23 protein-coding genes are annotated in these 20,559 nt (G+C 70.6%); 14 read left to right on the top strand and 9 right to left on the bottom strand.

Annotated elements, in window-relative coordinates; genetic code table 11:
• On the top strand, nucleotides 1–731 hold a 731-nt coding region (locus OQF71_RS08335; protein WP_280587022.1), incomplete at its 5' end, for an ERCC4 domain-containing protein.
• A 26-nt stretch (nucleotides 732–757) separates the two neighbouring features.
• Here the strand turns inward: OQF71_RS08335 and OQF71_RS08330 are convergent.
• Together OQF71_RS08330 and OQF71_RS08325 are read right to left on the bottom strand one after the other, a co-directional pair.
• Nucleotides 758–1,858: a molybdopterin-dependent oxidoreductase gene (locus OQF71_RS08330; protein ID WP_280587021.1), complete on the bottom strand. Its 1,101-nt coding sequence runs from the start codon at nucleotides 1,856–1,858 to the stop codon at nucleotides 758–760.
• A 53-nt stretch (nucleotides 1,859–1,911) separates the two neighbouring features.
• On the bottom strand, nucleotides 1,912–2,739 hold the full coding sequence (locus OQF71_RS08325; protein ID WP_280587020.1) for an MBL fold metallo-hydrolase: 828 nt from the start codon (nucleotides 2,737–2,739) through the stop codon (nucleotides 1,912–1,914).
• A 130-nt stretch (nucleotides 2,740–2,869) separates the two neighbouring features.
• On the opposite strand from OQF71_RS08325, the gene OQF71_RS08320 reads away from it, so the two are divergent.
• Nucleotides 2,870–3,895 carry a succinylglutamate desuccinylase/aspartoacylase family protein gene (locus tag OQF71_RS08320; RefSeq protein WP_280587019.1) on the top strand — a complete coding sequence of 342 codons (1,026 nt, stop codon included), beginning with the start codon at nucleotides 2,870–2,872 and terminating at the stop codon, nucleotides 3,893–3,895.
• A 36-nt stretch (nucleotides 3,896–3,931) separates the two neighbouring features.
• Here the strand turns inward: OQF71_RS08320 and OQF71_RS08315 are convergent, their stop codons facing one another.
• From OQF71_RS08315 to OQF71_RS08305, 3 genes are all read right to left on the bottom strand, one after another.
• Nucleotides 3,932–4,438, bottom strand: coding sequence for a Tfx family DNA-binding protein (locus OQF71_RS08315; protein ID WP_280587018.1), 507 nt, complete (start codon nucleotides 4,436–4,438; stop codon nucleotides 3,932–3,934).
• 149 nt (nucleotides 4,439–4,587) lie between these two features.
• Nucleotides 4,588–5,067 carry a TRAM domain-containing protein gene (locus tag OQF71_RS08310; RefSeq protein ID WP_280587017.1) on the bottom strand — a complete coding sequence of 160 codons (480 nt, stop codon included), beginning with the start codon at nucleotides 5,065–5,067 and terminating at the stop codon, nucleotides 4,588–4,590.
• A gap of 124 nt (nucleotides 5,068–5,191) precedes the next feature.
• Nucleotides 5,192–5,539 carry a hypothetical protein gene (locus OQF71_RS08305; protein ID WP_280587016.1) on the bottom strand — a complete coding sequence of 116 codons (348 nt, stop codon included), beginning with the start codon at nucleotides 5,537–5,539 and terminating at the stop codon, nucleotides 5,192–5,194.
• Nucleotides 5,540–5,669: 130 nt separating this feature from the next.
• Here OQF71_RS08305 and OQF71_RS08300 point away from each other — a divergent pair, with 130 nt between their 5' ends.
• Together OQF71_RS08300 and OQF71_RS08295 are read left to right on the top strand one after the other, a co-directional pair.
• Nucleotides 5,670–5,891 carry a hypothetical protein gene (locus tag OQF71_RS08300; protein ID WP_280587015.1) on the top strand — a complete coding sequence of 74 codons (222 nt, stop codon included), beginning with the start codon at nucleotides 5,670–5,672 and terminating at the stop codon, nucleotides 5,889–5,891.
• Nucleotides 5,888–6,730 (top strand): 3-keto-5-aminohexanoate cleavage protein, encoded by an 843-nt coding sequence (locus OQF71_RS08295; RefSeq protein WP_280587014.1) that lies wholly within the window; start codon nucleotides 5,888–5,890, stop codon nucleotides 6,728–6,730. Before OQF71_RS08300 ends, OQF71_RS08295 begins: the two co-directional genes overlap by 4 nt.
• A gap of 406 nt (nucleotides 6,731–7,136) precedes the next feature.
• Here OQF71_RS08295 and OQF71_RS08290 read toward each other — a convergent pair whose 3' ends face one another.
• Nucleotides 7,137–9,011: a biotin carboxylase N-terminal domain-containing protein gene (locus OQF71_RS08290; RefSeq protein WP_280587013.1), complete on the bottom strand. Its 1,875-nt coding sequence runs from the start codon at nucleotides 9,009–9,011 to the stop codon at nucleotides 7,137–7,139.
• A gap of 141 nt (nucleotides 9,012–9,152) precedes the next feature.
• Between OQF71_RS08290 and OQF71_RS08285 the strand changes: the two genes are divergently transcribed.
• A complete protein-coding gene (locus OQF71_RS08285; protein WP_280587011.1) occupies nucleotides 9,153–9,371 on the top strand; it encodes a hypothetical protein in 219 nt (72 codons plus the stop codon).
• Between the two features lie 201 nt (nucleotides 9,372–9,572).
• Here OQF71_RS08285 and OQF71_RS08280 read toward each other — a convergent pair whose 3' ends face one another.
• Nucleotides 9,573–9,875, bottom strand: coding sequence for a hypothetical protein (locus OQF71_RS08280; protein ID WP_280587010.1), 303 nt, complete (start codon nucleotides 9,873–9,875; stop codon nucleotides 9,573–9,575).
• Complete coding sequence (locus tag OQF71_RS08275) at nucleotides 9,875–11,419, bottom strand: acyl-CoA carboxylase subunit beta (protein WP_280587009.1); 1,545 nt, start codon at nucleotides 11,417–11,419, stop codon at nucleotides 9,875–9,877. The genes OQF71_RS08280 and OQF71_RS08275 overlap by 1 nt, the downstream gene beginning before the upstream one ends.
• Nucleotides 11,420–11,711: 292 nt before the next feature.
• On the opposite strand from OQF71_RS08275, the gene OQF71_RS08270 reads away from it, so the two are divergent.
• The 3 genes from OQF71_RS08270 to rpl12p are packed head-to-tail and all read left to right on the top strand — an operon-like array spanning nucleotide 11,712 to nucleotide 13,747.
• Nucleotides 11,712–12,350 (top strand): 50S ribosomal protein L1, encoded by a 639-nt coding sequence (locus tag OQF71_RS08270; protein ID WP_280587023.1) that lies wholly within the window; start codon nucleotides 11,712–11,714, stop codon nucleotides 12,348–12,350.
• Complete coding sequence (locus OQF71_RS08265) at nucleotides 12,347–13,390, top strand: 50S ribosomal protein L10 (protein WP_280587008.1); 1,044 nt, start codon at nucleotides 12,347–12,349, stop codon at nucleotides 13,388–13,390. The genes OQF71_RS08270 and OQF71_RS08265 overlap by 4 nt, the downstream gene beginning before the upstream one ends.
• 18 nt (nucleotides 13,391–13,408) lie before the next feature.
• Nucleotides 13,409–13,747, top strand: coding sequence for a 50S ribosomal protein P1 (gene rpl12p, locus OQF71_RS08260; protein ID WP_280587006.1), 339 nt, complete (start codon nucleotides 13,409–13,411; stop codon nucleotides 13,745–13,747).
• Nucleotides 13,748–13,932: 185 nt separating this feature from the next.
• On the opposite strand, the gene OQF71_RS08255 is transcribed toward rpl12p, so the two are convergent.
• Nucleotides 13,933–16,245, bottom strand: coding sequence for a glycoside hydrolase family 32 protein (locus OQF71_RS08255; RefSeq protein WP_280587005.1), 2,313 nt, complete (start codon nucleotides 16,243–16,245; stop codon nucleotides 13,933–13,935).
• A gap of 181 nt (nucleotides 16,246–16,426) precedes the next feature.
• Here OQF71_RS08255 and OQF71_RS08250 point away from each other — a divergent pair, with 181 nt between their 5' ends.
• The 6 genes from OQF71_RS08250 (at nucleotide 16,427) to OQF71_RS08225 (ending at nucleotide 20,530) form a co-directional block, all read left to right on the top strand.
• Nucleotides 16,427–16,792, top strand: coding sequence for an iron-sulfur cluster assembly accessory protein (locus OQF71_RS08250; protein WP_280587004.1), 366 nt, complete (start codon nucleotides 16,427–16,429; stop codon nucleotides 16,790–16,792).
• Between the two features lie 69 nt (nucleotides 16,793–16,861).
• Complete coding sequence (locus OQF71_RS08245; protein ID WP_280587003.1) at nucleotides 16,862–17,107, top strand: DUF5816 domain-containing protein; 246 nt, start codon at nucleotides 16,862–16,864, stop codon at nucleotides 17,105–17,107.
• Between the two features lie 133 nt (nucleotides 17,108–17,240).
• Nucleotides 17,241–17,579 carry a hypothetical protein gene (locus tag OQF71_RS08240; protein WP_280587002.1) on the top strand — a complete coding sequence of 113 codons (339 nt, stop codon included), beginning with the start codon at nucleotides 17,241–17,243 and terminating at the stop codon, nucleotides 17,577–17,579.
• 59 nt (nucleotides 17,580–17,638) lie between these two features.
• Nucleotides 17,639–17,839: a dodecin gene (locus OQF71_RS08235; protein ID WP_280587000.1), complete on the top strand. Its 201-nt coding sequence runs from the start codon at nucleotides 17,639–17,641 to the stop codon at nucleotides 17,837–17,839.
• A 415-nt stretch (nucleotides 17,840–18,254) separates the two neighbouring features.
• On the top strand, nucleotides 18,255–19,586 hold the full coding sequence (locus OQF71_RS08230; protein WP_280586999.1) for an alanine--tRNA ligase-related protein: 1,332 nt from the start codon (nucleotides 18,255–18,257) through the stop codon (nucleotides 19,584–19,586).
• The gene (locus OQF71_RS08225; protein ID WP_280586998.1) at nucleotides 19,583–20,530 is read left to right on the top strand and encodes an AIR synthase family protein; all 948 of its coding nucleotides are present in this window, start codon (nucleotides 19,583–19,585) and stop codon (nucleotides 20,528–20,530) included. The genes OQF71_RS08230 and OQF71_RS08225 overlap by 4 nt, the downstream gene beginning before the upstream one ends.
• The last annotated feature ends 29 nt before the right edge of the window (nucleotides 20,531–20,559 follow it).

Genomic DNA, 20,559 nt, shown 5'->3' with positions numbered 1-20,559 from the left:
GTGGGGGCGGTGGCGAGGCGGATGACACCGACAGCGACGACGACGGCGTCGTCGCGACCGCCGGCGCCGACGAGGGCGTCGAGGTCGTCGAGGTCGTCGTCGACCAGCGCGAGCTCGACTCCGCCATCGCCAAGGACCTCTCGACGCGCGACGGACTCGTTACCCGACTGGAGACGCTCGCGGTCGGCGACTACGTGCTCTCCGACCGGGTCGCCGTCGAGCGCAAGTCCGCGGCCGACTTCGTCGACTCGATGCTCGATTCCGATCGATCGATGTTCGAGCAGGTCGGCGAGCTCTCGCGGGCGTACGCCCGCCCCGTGATGGTCGTCGAGGGGGCGAACCTCTACGGTCAGCGCGACATCGACCCCAACGCGATCCGCGGCGCGCTCGCGTCGCTCGCGGTCGACTTCGACGTGAGCGTGCTCCGCACCGAGGACGAGTCCGACACCACGGAACTGCTTGCGACGATCGCCAAGCGGGAGCAGGAGACGCGCGACCGCGAGGTGAGCGTCCACGGCGAGAAGACGACGAAGACCCGCGCGGAACAGCAGGAGTACGTCGTCTCCTCCATCGCCGACATCGGCCCCGTCACGGCGCGCACTCTCCTCGAACACTTCGGCACCGTCGAGGCCGTGATGACCGCGCCCGAGGACGACTTACTGGAGGTCGAGGGCGTCGGCCCGGTGACCGCAGAGCGCATCCGCGAGGTCGTCGGCAGCGAGTACGAGTAGCGCTTCCCCCGAACCGCGCGAGCCGTTCAGTCGAACCCGCTCACCAGCGTCACCACCCACTGACCGAGGTCGTACTCGGACCTGACCTCCACGCGCGTCACCCACTTCACCCACTGGAACCCCCGCCGATCGGGGGCGACGATCCGAGCGGGCGCGCCGTGGCCGTGGCTCAGCCGCTCGCCGCCCACGCGGGTCGCGAGGAGGGCGTCTTCGGCCTCGTCGAGCGGGAGGCTCCAGCGGTACCCCGTGACCGACGTGAACCGGACGTAGGCCGCGTCGTCGCCGAGCTCCCCGGCCGCGTCGAGCAGGTCGCCGACGCGGGTCCCGCCCCACTCCTGCACCGTGTACCAGCCGCTCGTGCAGTCGAGCAGCGCCTCCCGCCCGTGACCGGCGTCGAGGTCGTCCGCGGTCAGTTCGACGGGACCGCTCACGAGACCGTCGACCCGCAGTCGGTACTCGGCCCGGGCGATCGGGTCGGGGTCGTCGGCGACCCACGAGGTGACCGGGAACGCGCCGTTCCCGTCGCCCTCGCGGGGCTGCGACCCGGTGAACCGACGGTCCGCGCCGGCCGTGTCGAGCAGGTCGTTGACGCTCTGTTGGAGCCGGTAGGTCGCGGCGCCAGAGGCCAGCAGGACGGTGTACCGAACCGCGGTCCGGCGGCGCTCGAAGTCGACCCGCCGCGGGAGCCGGAACCGGGTCGCGGCGTGCGCGGCCACGAGCGGGAGGAGGGCCAGTCCGAAGCCGACGTGGACGGAGAGGAGCGTCCAGTAGGAGAGCCGCACGTCGACTCCGAACGCCCAGACGACGCCAGTCGCGAGCGCGCCGAGCGCGACGACGAGCGTCAGGACCGACAGCGCGGTCGACCGGCGCCACAGGTTCGAGTCCGTGAGCCGGCGCCGGACGCGCGTGAGCTTCCACGCGAGCAGCGCGACGATCCCGAGGCCGAGCGCGCGGTGGAGCCAGAACAGCGGCCACCCCTCGGGGACGCCGACGGTAAAAGAGACGAGCCCGGTGAGGACCTCGGCGGTCACGAACGCGAACAGCGACCAGTCGACCGCGCGCGGCGGCGGCTCCAATCGGTCGAGCGCGCCACGGAAGGTCTCGGCGATTCCGCGCCTCGTTCCCATCTCGATCGCGTTACGTGCTACCGAGGCAAAAGGCTACAGCCCGTCCACCCCGCTCACAGCTCGTACACTTCGCCGTCGACCGCGAGCGGCTCCGCGAACGCCTCGTCGGGCGGGTAGTAGTGCGCGACGTGGACGAGCCGGGTCCGGTCGGCGTCGAGCTCGTCGGCGAGCGCGAGCGCCCCCTCCCGAGTCATGTGTTTCGAGCCGAACGTGCGCGGGACGCCGTCGGGCCCCTCGTGGCGCCCGCCGATCGGGTGGTGCTCGCAGAGCGAGGCGGGGACGATGGCGTCGGCCAGCAGGAGGTCGGCGCCGGCGAGCGCCTCGCGGGAGCGCTCGGAAATATCGTAGCTCGTGTCGCCCGTCAACGAGAGCGTCGCGCCCGTCTTCGGGTCCTCGACGACGACGCCGTAACACAGGAGCGGCGGGTGGTCGACGGGGACGAACCGGACCTCGAATCCGCACGTCTCGAAGGGCTCGAACGGCTCGCGGGCGTGGACGCCGATCCGGTCTTCCAGGTAGTCGTACTTGTCGCGGATCGTCTCGGCGACGCTCTGGTCGGTGGCGGGGTCGGTCTCGCTCGGCGCGTGAACGGGGAGGCCGTCGACCAGCCGGTAGACGTTGCCGAGCCCGTCGAGGTGATCGAAGTGGATGTGCGTCACGAGGCCGGCGTCCGGGAGGGGAACGTCCGCCGCGAGGAACTGCTGTCTGAAGTCGGGACTGAAGTCGACGAGCAGGGACTCGCCGGTGCGCTCGTTGGCGACGTGGACCGAGAACCGCGAGCGCGACACCCCCCGCTCGCGCGCCGCGGCGCAGGTGTCGCAGTCGCAGCCGACGGTCGGCGTCCCGGTCGTGTCGCCGGTGCCGAGGAGCGTGACCCGCATCTCGGATCCGTCTCGGCGACCCACCGACTTAGCGTCCGTGGTCGATCGGTCCGATCGGTGGGATCTGACGGGGCGTCCGAAGCGGCGCATCGCCCCCGAGATATATGCCCCGCAGGGCCGACCCTCCGGTATGCACGACGCCAGCGAACTCGTCCTCGCGCGGCTCCCCTCGGGCGTCCCGATCCGGACGACCGTCCACGTCTACGGCGAGGGACGCCTCGTCGACGGTCCGAACGGTCCCGAGCTTGATGTGCCGACCGACGGCGGACCCGTGATCTACGCGCAGGCCGCACAACACGGCCGCGAGGTGAACGGGACCGCGGTCCTCCGGCGGCTCCACGAGCGGCTGACCGGCGAGGGGAGAAAATCGGTCGACGCGGACCTCGCGGGGACCCTCGTGACGGTCCCCATCGCCGACCCGCTCACGTTCGACCGCGTCTCGTACACCGCGCCGGAGCCGCTCGACGCGACCCACTCGAACATGAACCGCTGCTGGCCCGGAGACGAGAAGGGGACGCTCCACGAGCGGATGGCGGCCCGGCTCTGGGCGTTCGCGAGCGCGGCCGACGCGATCGTCGACCTCCACACCGGGTCGCCGGCGATGCTCACGCACACGGTCTACATGCGCGGCGACGAGTCCTGCCGCTCGCTCGCGGAGGCGTTCGGGACCGACCTCCTGCTCGCGGAGGCCGCGGGCGACGACGCCGACACGGAGTGGAGCGAGCGCGGCTTCGCCGGCAAGCTCCGCGTCGCCGCCACCCGAGAGGGGATCCCCGCGATCACGCCGGAGTTAGCGCACAGCCGTGAGGTCGTTCCCGAGGCGGTCGACGCCGGCGTAAAAGGGACGCTCGGCGCCCTCCGCCGCGAGGGGCTGCTCCCCGGCGAGCCCGAGCCGTGGGACGGGACGGTCGCGCGGAACCACCTCGGGCGCGTGAACGCCGCCGAGTCGGGGCTGTTCACCCCGGAGCGGGACCTCGCCGTCGGCGACGACGTGGTCGAGGGAGAGCGGCTCGGCGTCGTCCACGACCCGACGACGTTCGAGGTCCTCCAGACCGCCGAGGCCGACCGAGACGGGATCGTCTACTCGATCGCCCGCGAGTCGACGGTCACCGCGGGCGCGACGCTCGTCGGCGTCGCGGAGCGGCTGGAGGAGTGAGGAGCGGTCTGCGCCCCGCCTAGGGGGCGGCGCGGCTCACGGCTGTCGCACGCGGATCTGCCCGTTGGCGTCGACGGTGACGAACAGGCGGCTGCGCACTTCGCGGCCGTGGACCGCGTCGCCGGCGCGGTCGCCGATCGTCTTCATCAGGTTCGGCGCGGTCTGGTTCACTTTCACGCCAGCCTCGTCACAGGCGTCGTACACGCGCTTCGGGGCGTCGTACAGATCTGTGTCGCCCTCGATTTCGACGCGGACCGGCGCGGCGAGCGCCTCCGCGAAGGCGACCGTCTCGCGGGCCCGATCGACGTTGTCGCGGGCGCTGGCCTCGACGCTGGAGACGTTCGCGCGTGACGTGCCGAGCCGGTCGGCGATATCGGACTGGCGGAGCCCCCGCTCGCGCAGCGCGAGCACTTCGGCCTGTCGGTCGGTGAGGACGCTCTCGTCGGCGTCGAATCCGGCCCGTTCCAATAGCTCGGCGGCGTCGACGTCCTCGACGTCGTCGGCCGCGTCGGCGGCGTCGGAGGGACCCTCGTCTGCGACCATACTCGTCACAAGGGGACGCTCGCTCAAAAAACGGCGGTTTCGGCGTCCGTCTCGCGGCGGGCGCGAAGCCGACCGCGCGGGACGGGCGTGATAGAGACGGATCGGCGGCGTCCGGACTGTCCGTGGGGCGGGGCAACCCCGGGACGCGCTCACTTACCCCAGAAGTTCTCGCGGCTGCCGAGCCGTTCGCGGTCCGGGCGGTCGCGGCGGCGGTCGCCCTCGCCGTCCTCGTCTTCGGCGTCCTCGGCACCCGTCTCTGCGGCGTCATCGCCTTCGTCGTCCGCCTCCGGATCCTCGGGGAGGCGCTCGACGACGTCCTGTGCGGTCGCGTGGCTCGACTTCACGCGGTGGATCCGGACCTCCGCGCGCGCCGGCGGGAGCAGCCCGTCGACGAGGACGATGAAGCCGTCGTCGGTGCGGCCCACGCCCGCGCCGCTCTCGTGGATGTCGTCGACCTCGACGACGACCTCTTCGCCGGGCTGGACCGGCTGCTGTTTCAGTTCGTAGATGGGCATATCATAGTGTTGACACCATTCCGCGCCGCCCTTGTTGCCGTAGTGTTGACACCCCATCCCCTCGATTCGCTCGTCGAAACTGGGGCAATCGTCGGCGAGTGGACAGTCCGCCATACCGTAGGGGAGACCGGCCGCCGTTGTAAACGTTTTCGACTGGTCGGCCGTAACTGCGGTGTATCGGCGGCTCATCCGGCTAAACGGCCGCTGGTGGGGGTCTCAGCGCTGCGCTCAGGCCGGCTCACAGGAACTCGCGGACCTCCGAGTACCACATGTCGTGGTGGTCGACCGCGCCGACCGCGTCCGCCACGTCGACCGCGATCGCGTGCCAGCAGCGCTCGCTCGAGTCTTCGGCGTCGAGGTTGTACGTCGCGTCCGCGCAGGTACACTCCCCGTCCTCGACGACGTACTCGTCGTCGTGACCGACGACGACGGTGAAATCGCGGTAGCGCTTCACGCGACCCTCCCCGACCGCCTCGATCGCGCGCTGCCCGCGGTCGTCGTGTTCGTCGACGATGGCGGCGGTGATCGGGCCGGTGAGCTCTCCGGCGTCCGCGATCGCCGCGCGCCAGTCGTCGACCGGCTCCATGGCCTCCCGTTCTCGGGCGGTCGGTTAAACAGCGTCGGTCAGATCGGGGCGGACGCGGCGTCGGACCGCACCGCCGGGCGGGTCCGCCCTCGACGCGTGGTTTCAAGCCTGTTCCCCGCCTCGCTCCGTCATGGCCGAGACGTGTCCGCACTTGGCGTATCGCGAGGAGGGCGACGGGCGATCGTTCGAGACCGCCCGCGCCTTCTGCACCGTGACCGGGTCGTTCGTGCAGCCCATGCGGGCCGACGTCTGTAACGCCCGGTACGAGCTCGACCCCGCGGCGGACTGCGAGTTCTACGTGGACCCGGAATCGACGGAAGACGGAACTGAGCCCGCCGACCCCGACCGATGACCTACGACGACTACCTCGACGGGAAGCCCGCGATCATCACCGCGGCGCTCACCGGCGGCGTCCACGGGAAGGAGGCGCACCCGGCCCTCCCGGAGACGCCCGCGGAGATCGCGTCGGCCGCGGCCGCCTGCGAGGACGCCGGCGCGAGCGTGCTCCACCTCCACGCGCGCCGCGAGAACGGGGAGCGCGCCTTCTCGGCCGAGCGCTTCCAGGCGGTCGCCGACGCGGTCCGCGAGGCCACCGACGACGCCGTCCTCCAGCACTCGACCGGGGGGACCGCCGCCCCGGACGCGCTCCGCCACGAACCCCTGCGAACCGACCCCGCCCCGGAGATGGCATCGCTCGACATGGGGCCGCTCAACCGCTACGACCGGCTCACCTCTGAGAACACTCGCGAGCTGGTCGCGTCGCTGCACGCGGAGATGAGAGAGAAAGGGATCAAGCCCGAGCTAGAGGTGTTCAACGACGGCCACCTGAACGAGTCGCTGTCCGTCCTCGACGAGCTCGACGACCCGCCGTACCTCAACTTCCTGTTCGGCGGCGGGACCACGTCGCCACCGCACCCCCGGAATCTCGTGAATCGAGTCGAGGCGCTGCCGGACGGCGTCGAGTTCAACGTGATCGGGTTCGGCCCGCACCAGCTCCCCATGACGACCCAGTCGCTGCTGCTCGGCGGGCACGTCCGGGTCGGACTGGAGGACAACCGCTACTACGAGCGCGGGGAGCTGGCGACGAACGAGCAACTCGTGGCGCGGGCGGCGCGGATATCGGAGGAGCTGGGGCGACCGGTGGCGACGCCCGCGGAGACGCGGGAGTTGCTCGGGCTGCGCGGGCGGTAGGGAGGGCACGTTACGAAGCTCGGCAGTGACACACTATTTAAATGATGGTACGAGACCGATGGTCATTTATAAATAAACGAGACGGTGGCGCGTGCCGATGAGCGCCCGGAGGGCGCGAATCGCCCGTGCGAGGGAGTCGGGCGGCCGGAGCGAAGCGGAGGCCGGCCGACGAGGCTGGGGAGGCGTGAGGTGCGGTTGCGGTGCCGTGCGGGGTGGGACTCAAAGGGGCAGCCGCGAGGGCGAAGACGCGCGACGTAAGGACCGGAAGGAGGGAGCGGTAGCGACCGACTGAGGACCGCAGCGAGCGCATCGAGCCCTCGCGGCTGGGGCTTTGGAGGCGTTCACCGTCGATCCATCTTCAATCATTTATAAAGCAACTACGTCCGGAACGAGCCTCGTTCCCCTCTTACTCCAGTACGACCAGCACGTCGCCCATGTCGACGCTGTCGCCCTCGCCGACGTGGACGCTCGCGACGGTGCCGCCGCGCTCGGCGACCACGTCGTTCTCCATCTTCATCGCCTCGAGGACGCAGACCACGTCGCCGGCGGACACCTCGTCGCCCTCGGCGACGTCGACCGAGAGGATCGTCCCCTGCATCTCCGCCTCGATCGCCTCGCCGCCCTCGGCGACGTCGACGCCGTCGTCGCCACCGTCGTCGGACGTCGCCTGCGGCGGTCGCTGCTTGCGGCCGCCCGCGCCGCTCCCGCCGCTCGCGGGCGTCGGGATCGCGGGCGCGCCCCGTTCCGCTAACTCCACGTCGAAGCGCTTGCCGTTCACCTCGACGGTGAACTCGCGCTCGGTCACCTCCTCGTCGTCGCCGCCCGCGGCCGACTCGGTCCCCCACTTCTCCTGGGCTTCGGCGACCAGCTCCTGGTCGAGCTCCTCGTCGAGGTACTTCGTCGTGTGAGTGCCCGCGACGAAGCGCTCGTCGTCGAGCATGAGCCGGTGGAACGGGACGATGGTGACGACGCCCTCCAGGTCGTACTCCGCGAGCGCGCGCTTCGACCGGGCGACGCACTCCTCGCGGTCGGCGCCCCACACGATCAGCTTCGCGATCATCGAGTCGTAGTCGGTGACCAGCTCGTCGCCCTGCCGGAGCGCGTCGTCGACGCGCACGCCGATACCGCCCGGCGGGTCGTACGTGTCGAGCCGCCCCTCGTTGGCGGGCTGGAACTCCTTCGCGGCGTTCTCGGCGTTGATCCGGAACTCGATGGCGTGCCCGTCCAGCTCCACGTCGTCCTGGGAGACGGAGAGCCCCTCGCCGCTGGCGACCCGGAGCTGCTCTTTCACGATGTCGATCCCCGTCAGCTCCTCGGTGACGGTGTGTTCGACCTGGATGCGCGTGTTGACCTCGAGGAAGTAGAAGGGCGTGTCCGGACCGAGCGGCGCCGACGGGTCGCGGTCGACGTCCTCCTCGACGAGGAACTCGACCGTGCCGGCGTTGGTGTAGTCGGCGGCGGCGACGCCGCGGCGGGCGGCCTCGCCGATCTCCTCGCGGAGCTCGTCGGAGAGCGCGGGGGAGGGGCCCTCCTCGATCACCTTCTGGTGGCGGCGCTGGAGCGAGCAGTCGCGCTCGCCGAGGTGGACGACGTCGGACTCGTCCGCGGGGGTCTCCCCGTCCTCGCCGGCGTCCGCGACGATCTGCACCTCGACGTGGCGGGGGGTCTCGAGGTAGCGCTCGAGGTAGACGGAGTCGTTCGAGAAGTACGCCTCGCCCTCGCGCTTGGCCGACTCGAGCGCCTCCTCGGCCTCCGCGGCGCTCTCGACGACCTTCATCCCGCGGCCGCCGCCGCCGCCCTCGGCCTTGATCGCGACCGGGTAGCCGTGCTCGTCGCCGAACTCGGTGACCGCGTCGACCTCGGTGACGGGCTCCGTCGTCCCCGGGACGATGGGGACGTCGGCGTCGTCCATCACGCGGCGGGCGTGGGTCTTCTCCCCGAGCCGCTCCATCGCGTCGCTGGCGGGGCCGATCCAGGTGATTCCGTCGGCGTCCTCGACGCGGGCCGCGAAGTCGGCGTTCTCGGCGAGGAAGCCGTATCCCGGGTGGATCGCGTCGGCGCCGGCCGCGTGCGCGGCGTCGACGACCGCCTCGCCGTCGAGGTACGAGTCGGCGGCGCGGGCCGGGCCGACGTTGTACGCCTCGTCCGCGTACCGGACGTGGCCGCCGCGTTTGTCGGCGTCACTGTACACGGCGACGGTGTCGACACCCAGCTCCGCACAGGCGCGCATCACCCGAACCGCGATCTCTCCGCGGTTCGCGACGAGAACCTTGTCGAACATTCTTACACCATCATTCCACCATAACCCACCTCATTCTATCGGTCTGTGACGACGACCGATGACGACGATCGTCGTACTGTACCGACGCTCGTCGAGATCGCCCCGGGACGGTTAAGAGCCTGCCCGCTTCCATATCCCGACATGCTATCGCCCGGAAACCCCTACGTGTTGCCGTCGACGCTGGTCGCGGCGGGCGCGTACCTCGGCGCCACGCTGCTGACGGACGCCTCGATCCTCGTCCGAATCGGGATACTTGTCGTCCTCGCCGGGATCGTTCCCGTCGTCCTCAACCGAATCTTCGGCGGGTCGAGCGCGGATACCGCGACGGAGGAGAGCGTGGAGGAGCCGCCCGAGGCGTGACTGTCGACCACAGATATATAACCTATCGAACCTATCTCCGAACGCACCCTGTGAAGGGCTCGCGTGGCGAGGATCCGTCGGGCGCCTCGCCGGGGGAATGCACGCGCTCGGGCGCTCTCGCGTCCGGGAGCAAGTGTTCGGAAACGAAGCCAGCGGCGGCTCCGCCCCGAGGCGTCGTCCCCGTCAGAATCGCCGTCCCCGTCAGAAGCGGTCGGCGCGACCGGCGGCCGTCCACGGGTCGGTCGGCGCGTTCTCCGGCACCCGAATCGAACGGCCGCTGAGCCGGCCGACTCGCCCCACGAACGACCACCGCTCGCCGTCCCACGTGCGCTCCTCGTCCGTCGCGGCCGCCGCCGCGGCCAATTCCCCGTCGCGGAGGTGCGCCGCGACCGCGGCGGCGATGGCGGCGGCCTCCGCGTCGTCGGCGTCGTCGGGGAGCGTCAGGCCGTCGAGGACGGCGGCGACCGCCGGACCGCGCGGACCGTTTTGCGAGTCAGTCGCCATCAGATCGGGATGTTGCCGTGCTTCTTCTCGGGCCGGTCCGAGCGCTTCCCCTTCAGCATCTGGAGGTCGTCGATCAGCCGCGCGCGCGTCTCCGCGGGCTCGATGACGTCGTCGACGAAGCCGCGGTCGGCGGCGCTGTACGGGTTCGCGAACTCCTCGCGGTACTCGTCGATGAGCTCCTGCCTGCGCGCGTCGGGGTCGTCGGCCTCGGCTAGCTCCTCGCGGTAGAGCACGTTGACGGCGCCCTTCGGTCCCATCACCGCTATCTCGGCGGTCGGCCACGCGTAGTTGACGTCGCCGCCGATGTGCTTCGACGACATCACGCAGTAGGCGCCGCCGTACGCCTTCCGAGTGATCACGGTGAGCAGCGGGACGGTCGCCTCCGAGAAGGCGTACAGCAGCTTCGCGCCGTGCCGGATGATCCCGTTGTGCTCCTGGTCGGTGCCGGGCATGAACCCGGGCACGTCCTCGAAGGTGAGGATCGGGATGTTGAACGCGTCACAGAAGCGGACGAACCGCGCGCCCTTCTGGCTCGACTCGATGTCGAGGGTGCCGGCGTTCACGCGGGGGTTGTTGGCGACGATCCCGGTCGAGTGGCCGTCGAGCCGAGCGAAGCCGACGACGACGTTCTTCGCGAAGTTCTCCTGCACCTCGAAGAAGGAGCCCTCGTCGACGACCCCGCCGATGACCTCCTTCATGTCGTACGGCTTCCGGGGGGCGTTCGGGACGATGTCGCCCAGCTCCTCGTCGGCGCGCTCCGGGTCGTCCCACGGCTCGACGCGGGGCGGGTCCTCCACGTTGTTGGCGGGGAGATACGAGAGCAGCCGCGCGATGTCGTCTAAGGCGTCCTCCTCGCTCTCCTCGGCGAAGTGGGCGACGCCCGAGGTCGACGTGTGGGTGACGGCGCCGCCGAGCTCCTCGAAGCTCACCTCCTCGCCCGTGACGGTCTCGATGACGTCCGGGCCGGTGATGAACATGTGCGAGGTGTCTTTCACCATGAACGTGAAGTCCGTGATGGCGGGCGAGTACACCGCGCCGCCGGCGCACGGCCCCATGATCGCCGATATCTGCGGGATGACGCCGGACGCCTCGGTGTTGCGCCGGAAGATCTCCGCGAAGCCGCCGAGCGAGGCGACCCCCTCTTGGATCCGAGCGCCGGCGGAGTCGTTGAGCCCGACGACGGGCGCGCCCACGTCCATCGCCTTGTCCATCACCTTGCACACCTTCTCGGCGAACACCTCGCCGAGCGAGCCGCCGAAGACGGTGAAGTCGTGCGCGAAGACGAACGTCTTCCGGCCGTTCACCTCGCCGTAGCCGGTGACGACCCCGTCGCCCGGGATCTGCTGTTCCTCGGTCCCGAACTTGTGGTTCCGGTGGGTGCGGAACCGGTCGAACTCGTGGAACGTCCCGTCGTCGAGGAAGTAGTCGACCCGCTCGCGCGCGGTCATCTTTCCCTTCTCGTGTTGGGATTCGATCCGGTCTTCGCCGCCCCCAAGCGCCGCCCGCTCGCGGCGTTCTCGGAGGTCCTCGATACGGTCGTCCATCGTCACGCCGGACCACCCTGGGTCATTACCTCGTGGGTCGGCGAGCGGCATCAAAAGGGTTCCCCTATCCGACGTTTCGGAGTTCGACGCGCGTCGAATCCGGAGACCGCTCGACCGGTGCCCGCTCACTTCCGCGGGATCACCGTTGACCGCCCGCACGAGCCCTGTCGGCGGTTCGCACGGAGACGGGCGGTTCGACGCTTTTAAACCTCCGATGGACCACTCTCCGGTGAGACAGGCTTCGCCTGTTTCACTGACCCGTAGGAGCGACCTGCGTACTACGGAGGTGAAAATGGCAGACACAATACAAGAGGCCGTAACTCTCGCACTCGACGATGCGCCCGAGCGGAACTTCCGCGAGACCGTGGACATCGCGATCAACCTGCGAGACCTCGACCTCAACGATCCGTCGAACCGCATCGACGAGTCCGTCGTGCTGCCGGCTGGAACGGGGCAGGAGACACAGATCGTCGTCTTCGCGGAGGGCGAAACCGCCGTCCGCGCTCAGGAAGTTGCTGATCAAGTGCTTGACAGCGACGACCTCGAGGACCTCGGAGACGACGACGACCGCGCAAAGGATCTGGCCGGCGACACCGACTTCTTCGTCGCAGAGGCCAACCTGATGCAGGACATCGGTCGGTACCTCGGTACCGTCCTGGGTCCGCGCGGGAAGATGCCTACCCCACTACAGCCGGACGACGACGTCGTCGAGACCGTTAACCGGATGCAGAACACCGTACAGCTCCGGTCCCGCGACCGGCGCACGTTCCACACCCGCGTCGGCGCCGAAGACATGGGCTCCGACGCGATTTCGGACAACATCGACGTCATCATCCGGCGACTCGAAGCGAGCCTCGAGAAGGGCCCGCTCAACATCGACGGGATCTACGTGAAGACCACGATGGGTCCCGCCAGAGAGGTGCCCGTATGAGCTCGGTCCGCAAGACCGAGACGATCCCGCAGTGGAAACAGGACGAGGTCGACGAGCTCGTCGAGTTCATCGACTCGTTCAACTCCGTCGGGATCGTCGGCGTCGGCGGCATTCCGAGCCGGCAGCTCCAGGCCATGCGCCGCGAGCTGCACGGCTCGGCCGACGTCCGCGTGAGCCGGAACACGCTCACCACCCGCGCCCTCGAGGAGGTCGACGACGGCGTCGAAGAGCTGATCCAGTACGTCTCGGGTCAGGTCGCGCTCATCGGCACGAACGACAACCCGTTCGGCCTCTTCAAGCAGCTGGAAGCCTCGAAGACCCCCGCCCCGATCAACGCGGGCGAGGTCGCCCCCAACGACGTCGTCATCCCCGAGGGTGACACCGGCGTCGACCCGGGACCGTTCGTCGGCGAGCTCCAGACGGTCGGCGCGGCCGCGCGTATCCAAGACGGCTCGATCATGGTCACCGAGGACTCGACGGTCCTCGAGGAGGGCGAGGTCGTCGACGACGACCTCGCGAACGTCCTGGTCGAGCTCGGCATCGAGCCGAAGGAAGTCGGGCTCGACCTCAAGGGCGTCTACTCGGAGGGCGTCCTGTTCGAGCCGGACGAGCTCGCGATCGACGTCGACGAGTACGCGGCGGACATCCGGTCCGCCGCGGCCGCCGCGCGCAACCTCTCGATCAACGCCGAGTACCCGACGGCCGCCACGGTCGGCAGCCTTCTCTCGAAGGCCTCCGGCGAGGCGAAGTCGGTCGGACTGTTCGCGGAGATCGAGAGCCCGGACGTCGTGCCCGACCTCATCGGGAAGGCCGACGCCCAGCTTCGCGCGCTCGCGGCCCAGATCGACGACGAGGAGGCGCTCCCCGAGGAGCTGCAAGGGGTCGAGGCGGCCCCTGACCCGGCTCCCGAGACGGGCGACGCCGACGAGGAGGAACAGGCGGAGGAAGACGACGACACGGACGACGCTGAGACGACCGACGACGACGCCGACGAGGACGACGGCGACGGCGGCGACGGTCTCGGCGCGATGTTCGGCTAACACTACGAGGACACACCAATGGAATACGTTTACGCTGCGCTCATCCTGAACGAGACTGGCGAAGAGATCAACGAGGACAACATCATCGGCGTGCTGGAAGCCGCCGGCGTCGACGTCGAGGAATCCCGCGTCAAGGCGCTCGTCGCCGCGCTGGAGGACGTCGACATCGAAGAGGCCATCGAGACGGCCGCCGCGGCACCCGCCGCCGGCGCCGCCGGTGGCTCCGCGGACGCCGCGGACGCCGACGAGGCGGACGAGGACGACGAGGACGACGAGGCCGAGGAAGCGGCCGACGAGGCCGCCGACGAGGACGACGACGAGGACGGCGGCGAGGGCCTCGGCGAGCTCTTCGGCTGACGCCGGCCGAGCGCCGAGACCTCGACCGCGTCGACCCGACTTTCAACGTTTTTTTCCCGGGCAGCGGCCGCCATTCGGATCACTGCCATCGACCCGGGGGAGCGCCGAACCGACCGGAGCGTCGCGAACGTCGACGACTCGATGGCGACCCGACTGACGGCTAAGCGATCGCCGTTTCGAGCGCGTCAGGCACCGTCCGTCGGCATCGCCTCGTCCATCTCCCACGCCGAGAGCGACGAAATCGACGCGCGTCCGCCCTCGGCGACGGCCGATATCTCGACGGCGTCGTCACGAGTCGGATACACCCGGCTCGTCAGGCAGTGGCGACCGTTTGCGTAGATCTCGATCACGGACCGATCGAGGAAGAGCCGCAGCGAGAGCGGCTCGTCGTACGGCGGCGCCGCCATCGACTGGGTGTCGGCGAACGCGTGGTGGTCGCCGCTCGACGGCGCGCGATCGACGGAGACGGTCCCGTCGCGCTCGTAACGGATCGGGGTGCGTTCGGCCCGGTCGGGCGTCTCGAACACCGACAGCTCGACGGCCGCGGCGTCGTCGAGCGCGATCTCCGCCTCGATCTCGACCGCCGCGCCGGCGACGTCGAGCCGTTGACGATCGGCCGGCGCGAGCGCGACCGTCTCGTCGACGGCGAGCCGGTCGGCCCGGAGCTCGGCAACCTCCTCTGCGGGGCGCTGTCGGAGCTTCCCGTCGGGACCGGTCTCGATGACGCGCGGGAGCGAGAGCGCCCCGGACCAGCCGGCGTCCCACTGCGCCTCGACGTCGCGGGCCTCGGGGAGCCACCCCCACGTGAGCGTTCGGTCGTCGTCATCAGTTCCATTCGAGTCCCTCAGCGACTGCGGCGCGTAGAAGTCGCCGTGGTCGAGCAGGCCCTCGGACTCGACGACGAACTCGCCGTCCTCGACGCCGCCGAGGAAGTAGACGACGTTCTCGTAGTCGGAGACGTGGAGGAGCTGACGGTCGCCCAGATCGAGCAGCTCGGGGCACTCCCACACCGCTCCGGCGTCGGGACCGCCGGCGAGCAGGGGGCCCTCGTAGCTCCACTCGGTGAGCGTCTCGCCGGTGTACAGCAGGGCCGCGCCGCCGCCGTCGGCGAGCCCGGTGCCGACGAGGTGGTGCCAGCGGCCGTCCTCGCGCCAGACGTTGTGGTCGCGGAACTCGGCGCGCCAGTGCTCCGTTTCGAGCACGTCGAGGTCGGCCGGCGGCGACTCGATGACGGGGTTCCCCTCGTACTTGTCCCACGCCCGGAGATCGGGGTCGTCGGCCGTCGCGAGGCAGGGGAGCTGGTCGCGGCCGTTTCCGCCCGTGTACAGCAGGGTCGGGGTCCCGTCGTCGTCGACGGCGCAGCCCGACCAGCAGCCGTCGCGGTCGGGGCCGTCGGGGGACGGCGAGAGCGCGACCGGCTCGTCGGTCCACGTCACGAGGTCGTCGCTGACGGCGTGGCCCCAGTGGATGGTGTTGTGGAACGGCCCGGCGGGGTTGTACTGGTAGAAGACGTGGTACCGCCCGTCCCATCGGATCAGCCCGTTCGGGTCGTTCAGCCAGTTCGCGGGCGGCGTGAGATGGTACGTCGGTCGGCCGCCGGGGCCGTCCTCGCCGGCCTCGGCGACGCGCTCGCGGAGGCGTCGCATGTCGTCGGCGTCAGTCGGTCGTGTCGGCGCCCCCTCGTCGACCGCGAGGCTCCGGAGGCAGCCGGCGACGAGCCGGTCGCGCGTCTCGGCGAGGCGGTCGGCCGCCGGGTCGTCTGCCGTCGCGGGCGGCTCGCCGAAGAGGACCGGCGCGCCGAGCCCGAGGACCGCGCCGTCGCCGTCGCCAGCGGTCCACGAGACCGCGGTCATCTCGTTGGGAACGTCCGCGTCGCCGCGGACGGTCGAGGCGAGCACCTCGCCGCGCTCGGGAACGGCCCGCTCGTAGCGGACCGCGGGGACCGCGCCGATGGCACGGATCGGGTGGCGAAGCCCCTCCAGCGACGCCAGCGCCGGGTGGTCGGCGTACGTCGACCGCCACAGGACGCCGGTCGGCTCGGAGAGCGATTCGTCGCCGACGCGGTCGGGCGGAATCGATTCGACGGCGAGCCGGTCGACGGCGGCCATCGCCCTGAGCGTCAGGAGGAGACCGCCGCCGTCGGAGAGGAAGTCGTCGATCGCTGCCGCCGCCTCGTCGAGGGGGGCCGCGTCGTGGAGCGGTGCCGCGCGGTGCCACCAGAGGACGTCGAACCGCCGGATCGGGTCGTCGCGGTCACCGACCCCGGGACCGGGGTACGAGCCGTCGAGCGAGTCGTCCGCGGCCGATTCAGCGGCGATCCGTCGACCCGGCTCGTCCGAGGTCGCCGACTCGACCGGGACCGCCGCCTCGACCGCGCCGAACGGGACGACCTCGGCGGCGACCCCCTCGCGGGCGTCGAGCCACTCGAACGCGGCGCGCTGTTCGTCGGAGAGGTCTCCCGCGGCGAGCAGACCCACGCGGGACGGCGACTCCGTCATACGTGCACTCACTCGGTACCGAGTCAAAACCGTGTCGTCCCGACGCTCGGGCACCTCGTCGGAGCGGGAGAGCCGTCGCCGGGAGCGATCGACCGGAGCGGCGGGAGACGTAACCGTCAGCGGCAACGGCGGGCGGGGATCCGCCGGCAGGGTTTTTACCGTTCGAACGGAATGTGTTCGCATGAGCACAGAAACGGTCGATACTGGGAGCGACCCGGCGATCGAGGTAACCCCCGACGCCGCGGCGGAGGCGCTCTCCCTGCTGGAGGGAGAGGACCTCGATACGGAGGAGGCCGGCCTCCGGTTGTTCGTCCAGCAGGGCGGCTGCGCGGGCCTCTCGTACGGGATGCGGTTCGACACGGAGCCGGAGGAAGACGACCTGATCGTCGAGCACCACGGGCTGCGCGTGTTCGTCGACCCCGCGAGCCGGAACTACATCGGCGGGAGCAAACTCGACTACGAGCACGGCCTGCAGGCGGCCGGCTTCGAGGTCGAGAACCCGAACGTCGTCTCCGAGTGCGGCTGCGGCGAGTCGTTCCGGACGTAGCGCGGCTCTTGGACCAACCGCCCGCCGTCGACTCGCGCTTTTAAGCGGTTCCGTCGGATACGGACTGGTATGAGTCTCGACGCTTCGACGACGGCCGACGGCGAACGGGTGTACACCGACCGGACGATGACCGAGCGCGGCGCCGAGGGCCCCTTCTACGTCGTGTTCGCCGACGCGGACGGGTCGGCCCGGTGGGGGTTTCGCTGCGGGAACTGCGAGTCGTTCGACACCGCGATGGACACGATGGGCCGGATCCAGTGCACGGAGTGCGGCAACATCCGGAAGCCCGACGAGTGGGACGCCGCCCACGAGTGACCGGCCGCGCGGGTACTCTGGGCGATCGACCGGCCGCGACGGGAGCGCGTGAACGGCCTCGTCACACGGCGAGTGACCGGATCCGCGTAATCGTGAGAAAGTTTATCACGAATGGCGGTCAACGCCGAGGTAGATGGCCACTGCGAGCATCCCACCGACGACGGAGGCCAGAGACGTCTTTCGTGAACTCGGGTACACCGTCTCCGGAGGCGGACAGGAGTTCGTCGCGGAGCGGAAGTGGAGGCGCGTGCTCGTGACGGTGCTCTGTCTGGACGACGACGATCTGGACCCGTATCTGGCCGACGGCGGCGAGACCCCGCGGCTCCGCTGTTTCGTCACGTGGCGCGACCGAGCCGGCGACCTCCGCGACCGACTCGTCTCGAAGAAGCCCCCGTACGACTGGGCGGTCATCGGCATCGAGGCCGACGGGGAGGACTTCGCGGTGATGGAAGGCGCGCCCGGTAGTCCCTGACGCGGTTCGCGGGCCCACCGCCCCCTTTTATATCGACGTGCGTCCAACTGACACGTGACATGGTGTTCAAAAAGATCACGCTGATCGGAACGAGCGAGGAGAGCTTCGACGCCGCCGCCGACGAGGCGATCGACCGCGCCGAGGACACGCTGGAGAACGTCTACTGGGCGGAGGTACAGGAGTTCGGCGTGGAGCTTCAGGGCGCGGTCGACCGAGAGTATCAGGCCGAGGTCGAGGTCGCGTTCGAGCTCGAAGGCTGAGATCGATTCGCGTCTCGTCGGAGCGGCGATTACGGTTTTTGCGTCTCCGACGTGATCGAGGGCTTCTCAGCCGCTCGCTTATAAGCGGCCGATTCGGGATCGGCGGCGAACACCGCCACAGCCCCAGCCGCGAAGACGATCGCCTCGCTTCGCTCGCTGGACCGCGAGCCTCGCGCCTCCCCAGCCTCGGCGGACGGACCGGCGAGGGCGGAGCCGCGCCGGACCGCCGCCTCCAGCGAGAATCGGAGATTCTCTGGCAGCCACCTCGCGCGTGCGACTCGCGGCCTCCCGGCCGCTCGCAGGCACGCGCAACAGCAGATTCGATCGTATAAGTGATCGCGGAGGGCCCCATTCGATCGTATAAGCGATCGCGGAGGAGCCCACCTATTTATCCGACCGCGACCACGGACCGCCAATGACTGCGTCACGCGCGCCGGCGGAGCCCGAGGTCAGGGAGTTCGAGGCGACGGTCGAATCGGTCGACGACCGGGAAGTCGTCCTGAGCGAGACGTACTTCTACGCCGAGTCGGGCGGCCAGCCCGCGGACCGGGGGACGATCGACGGCGTCCTCGTCGACGGCGTGACCGAGCGCGGAGGGGAGGTCGTCCACGTCCTCGGCGAGGAGCCGTCGGCGTCGCTCTCGGTCGGCGAGACGGTCTCGGCGATCGTCGACGACGCGTTCCGGACGTACTGCACCCGGGCGCACACCGCCTCGCACGTACTCTACGGCGCCGCGCGCCGGACCTGCGAGGACCTCGGCTACGCCGGTTTCGACATCTCGCCGGAGAAGGTTCGCGTCGACCTGACGACGGCGGACCCCCTCGACGACGAGGACCTCGTCGAGTTGGAGCGGCTCGCCAACCGAGCCGTCTGGGACTCGCTGCCCGTTTCGTGGGAGACGCTCCCGGAGGCGGAGGCCCGCGCGCTCGACGGGATCGCGTTCAACACGAAGACCGAGGAGGGCGCGATGAGCGGGAGCGAGGCGGTCCGCGTCGTGACCGTCGGCGGGGGTGGCGAGGGAGCGGGAGAGCGAGCGGGCGCGGGAGCGAGCGGCGAACTCGACGCCGCGCCGGCCTGGGACGTCGCCGCCTGCGGCGGCACGCACGTCAGGAACACGGGCGAGATCGGGCCGATATCAGTGCTCGACCGGTCGAACCCCGGCGAGGGCGTGACCCGCGTCGAGTTCGCGGTCGGCCCGACCGCGATCGACCACGACGCTGCGGTCCACAGCGCCGCGCTCGACGCCGCGACGAGCCTCGACGCGCGAGTCGGCGACCTGCCTGACGCCGTCGACCGCCTCCGCGGCGAAGTCGACCGGCTGGAGGGCGAACTCCGCGACGCCCGCGCAGATCTGCTCGCCGCCCGGCTCGGAGACTTTCCGACCGCGGAGATCGACGGGGCGACGTGGGCGATAGGCGCGGTCGACGGCGCCGACCCGAACGATCTGCGGGAGCCGGCGGAGACGCTCCTCGCCGCCGACGACGCGAGCGAGGGTGACGCAGCCGGCGACGCCCCCGACGCGGTCGCGGCGGTCGGCTCGGGCGACGCGCCGTTCGTGGTCGTCGCGGTCGCAGACGAGGCGGTGAGCGGCGACGATGCGAGTGATAAGGCCCTCGACGCCGGCGCGGTCGTGGGCGCGGTCACCGGCGAGTTCGGCGGCGGCGGGGGCGGCGGCCCGACATTCGCGCAGGGCGGCGGCCTCGACGCTGACCCCGACGCCGTCGTCGCGTGGCTGCGCGACCGATGACCGGTAAGCTCGGCCCCGAGGCGCTCGCGGCGGTCCTCGCGGCGACCGGGGCCGACGACGCCGCGGTCGACGTGGGGCCCGCCTACGGCGAGGACGCGGCCGCGATCGACTTGGCCGGCACCGAGTCAACCCTAGTCGTCGCGGCCGACCCGCTGTCGCTGGCGGCCGACGCCGTGGGCGAGCTCGCGGTCCACGTCGCCTGCAACGACGTGGCCGCGAGCGGCGCCGACCCGCGGTGGCTCACCCACACGCTCTTCCTGCCCGACGACGACCCGGACCGCCGGCAGACGGTCGCGGAGCAGGTCGACGCGACCGCCCGGGAGCTCGGGGTCGCGATCGTCGGCGGCCACACGGAGGTGTTGCCGTCGCTGGAGCGCCCGCTCTGCTCGATGACCGCGCTCGGGACGACGGACCGCTTCGTGTCGAGCGGCGGGGCCGCGCCGGGCGACCGGCTCCTCCTCACGAAAGGGGCCGGAATCGAGGCGACGGCGATCCTCGCGACCGACTTCCGCGAGCGGTGCGCCGAGGCGGGCGTGTCGGCCGCGACGCTCGATTCGGCCGCCGGGTTCCTCGACGAGGTGAGCGTCGTCCCCGACGCGACCGCCGCCCGCGACGCCGCGAGCGCCATGCACGACCCGACCGAGGGCGGCCTGCTGACCGCCCTCGTCGAGACCGCGAGCGCGAGCGGGACGGTCCTCGCGGTCGAGCGCGACCGGGTTCCGGTCCGACCCGAAACGCGGGCCTGCTGTGACGCGCTCGGCGTCGACCCGCTGGCGACGTTCGGCTCCGGCGCGCTGCTTTCGGCGGTCCCTCCCGAGCGCGTCGACGAGGCGACCGACGCGCTGGCGGACGCCGGGATCGCCGTCGGCGAGATCGGCGAGGTGCGGGCGGCTGGCGGCCGCGACGACGTCGAGGGCCCCGTCGTTTTGGGCTATTTTTTTTAACAGACACAGCCGGCGAATTAGTGTGAGTA

Origin of the sequence: Halorubrum sp. Boch-26, from assembly GCF_029889805.1 — an archaeon.
GTDB lineage: Archaea > Halobacteriota > Halobacteria > Halobacteriales > Haloferacaceae > Halorubrum.
The sequence above is the reverse complement of the archived record's forward strand: the minus strand, read 5'-3'. Positions and strand labels throughout refer to the sequence as shown.

Bases quoted from the DNA above. Each gene is read 5' to 3' on its own strand.
- OQF71_RS08255 (WP_280587005.1), bottom strand. From the start codon at position 16,245: ATGACGGAGTCGCCGTCCCGCGTGGGTCTGCTCGCCGCGGGAGACCTC.
- OQF71_RS08315 (WP_280587018.1), bottom strand. From the start codon at position 4,438: ATGGTCGCAGACGAGGGTCCCTCCGACGCCGCCGACGCGGCCGACGAC.
- OQF71_RS08240 (WP_280587002.1), top strand. From the start codon at position 17,241: ATGGCCACTGCGAGCATCCCACCGACGACGGAGGCCAGAGACGTCTTT.
- OQF71_RS08320 (WP_280587019.1), top strand. From the start codon at position 2,870: ATGCACGACGCCAGCGAACTCGTCCTCGCGCGGCTCCCCTCGGGCGTC.
- OQF71_RS08250 (WP_280587004.1), top strand. From the start codon at position 16,427: ATGAGCACAGAAACGGTCGATACTGGGAGCGACCCGGCGATCGAGGTA.
- OQF71_RS08295 (WP_280587014.1), top strand. From the start codon at position 5,888: ATGACCTACGACGACTACCTCGACGGGAAGCCCGCGATCATCACCGCG.
- OQF71_RS08310 (WP_280587017.1), bottom strand. From the start codon at position 5,067: ATGGCGGACTGTCCACTCGCCGACGATTGCCCCAGTTTCGACGAGCGA.
- OQF71_RS08245 (WP_280587003.1), top strand. From the start codon at position 16,862: ATGAGTCTCGACGCTTCGACGACGGCCGACGGCGAACGGGTGTACACC.
- OQF71_RS08290 (WP_280587013.1), bottom strand. From the start codon at position 9,011: ATGTTCGACAAGGTTCTCGTCGCGAACCGCGGAGAGATCGCGGTTCGG.
- OQF71_RS08285 (WP_280587011.1), top strand. From the start codon at position 9,153: ATGCTATCGCCCGGAAACCCCTACGTGTTGCCGTCGACGCTGGTCGCG.
- OQF71_RS08330 (WP_280587021.1), bottom strand. From the start codon at position 1,858: ATGGGAACGAGGCGCGGAATCGCCGAGACCTTCCGTGGCGCGCTCGAC.
- rpl12p (WP_280587006.1), top strand. From the start codon at position 13,409: ATGGAATACGTTTACGCTGCGCTCATCCTGAACGAGACTGGCGAAGAG.
- OQF71_RS08300 (WP_280587015.1), top strand. From the start codon at position 5,670: ATGGCCGAGACGTGTCCGCACTTGGCGTATCGCGAGGAGGGCGACGGG.
- OQF71_RS08230 (WP_280586999.1), top strand. From the start codon at position 18,255: ATGACTGCGTCACGCGCGCCGGCGGAGCCCGAGGTCAGGGAGTTCGAG.
- OQF71_RS08280 (WP_280587010.1), bottom strand. From the start codon at position 9,875: ATGGCGACTGACTCGCAAAACGGTCCGCGCGGTCCGGCGGTCGCCGCC.
- OQF71_RS08235 (WP_280587000.1), top strand. From the start codon at position 17,639: ATGGTGTTCAAAAAGATCACGCTGATCGGAACGAGCGAGGAGAGCTTC.
- OQF71_RS08305 (WP_280587016.1), bottom strand. From the start codon at position 5,539: ATGGAGCCGGTCGACGACTGGCGCGCGGCGATCGCGGACGCCGGAGAG.
- OQF71_RS08265 (WP_280587008.1), top strand. From the start codon at position 12,347: ATGAGCTCGGTCCGCAAGACCGAGACGATCCCGCAGTGGAAACAGGAC.
- OQF71_RS08225 (WP_280586998.1), top strand. From the start codon at position 19,583: ATGACCGGTAAGCTCGGCCCCGAGGCGCTCGCGGCGGTCCTCGCGGCG.
- OQF71_RS08325 (WP_280587020.1), bottom strand. From the start codon at position 2,739: ATGCGGGTCACGCTCCTCGGCACCGGCGACACGACCGGGACGCCGACC.
- OQF71_RS08275 (WP_280587009.1), bottom strand. From the start codon at position 11,419: ATGGACGACCGTATCGAGGACCTCCGAGAACGCCGCGAGCGGGCGGCG.
- OQF71_RS08270 (WP_280587023.1), top strand. From the start codon at position 11,712: ATGGCAGACACAATACAAGAGGCCGTAACTCTCGCACTCGACGATGCG.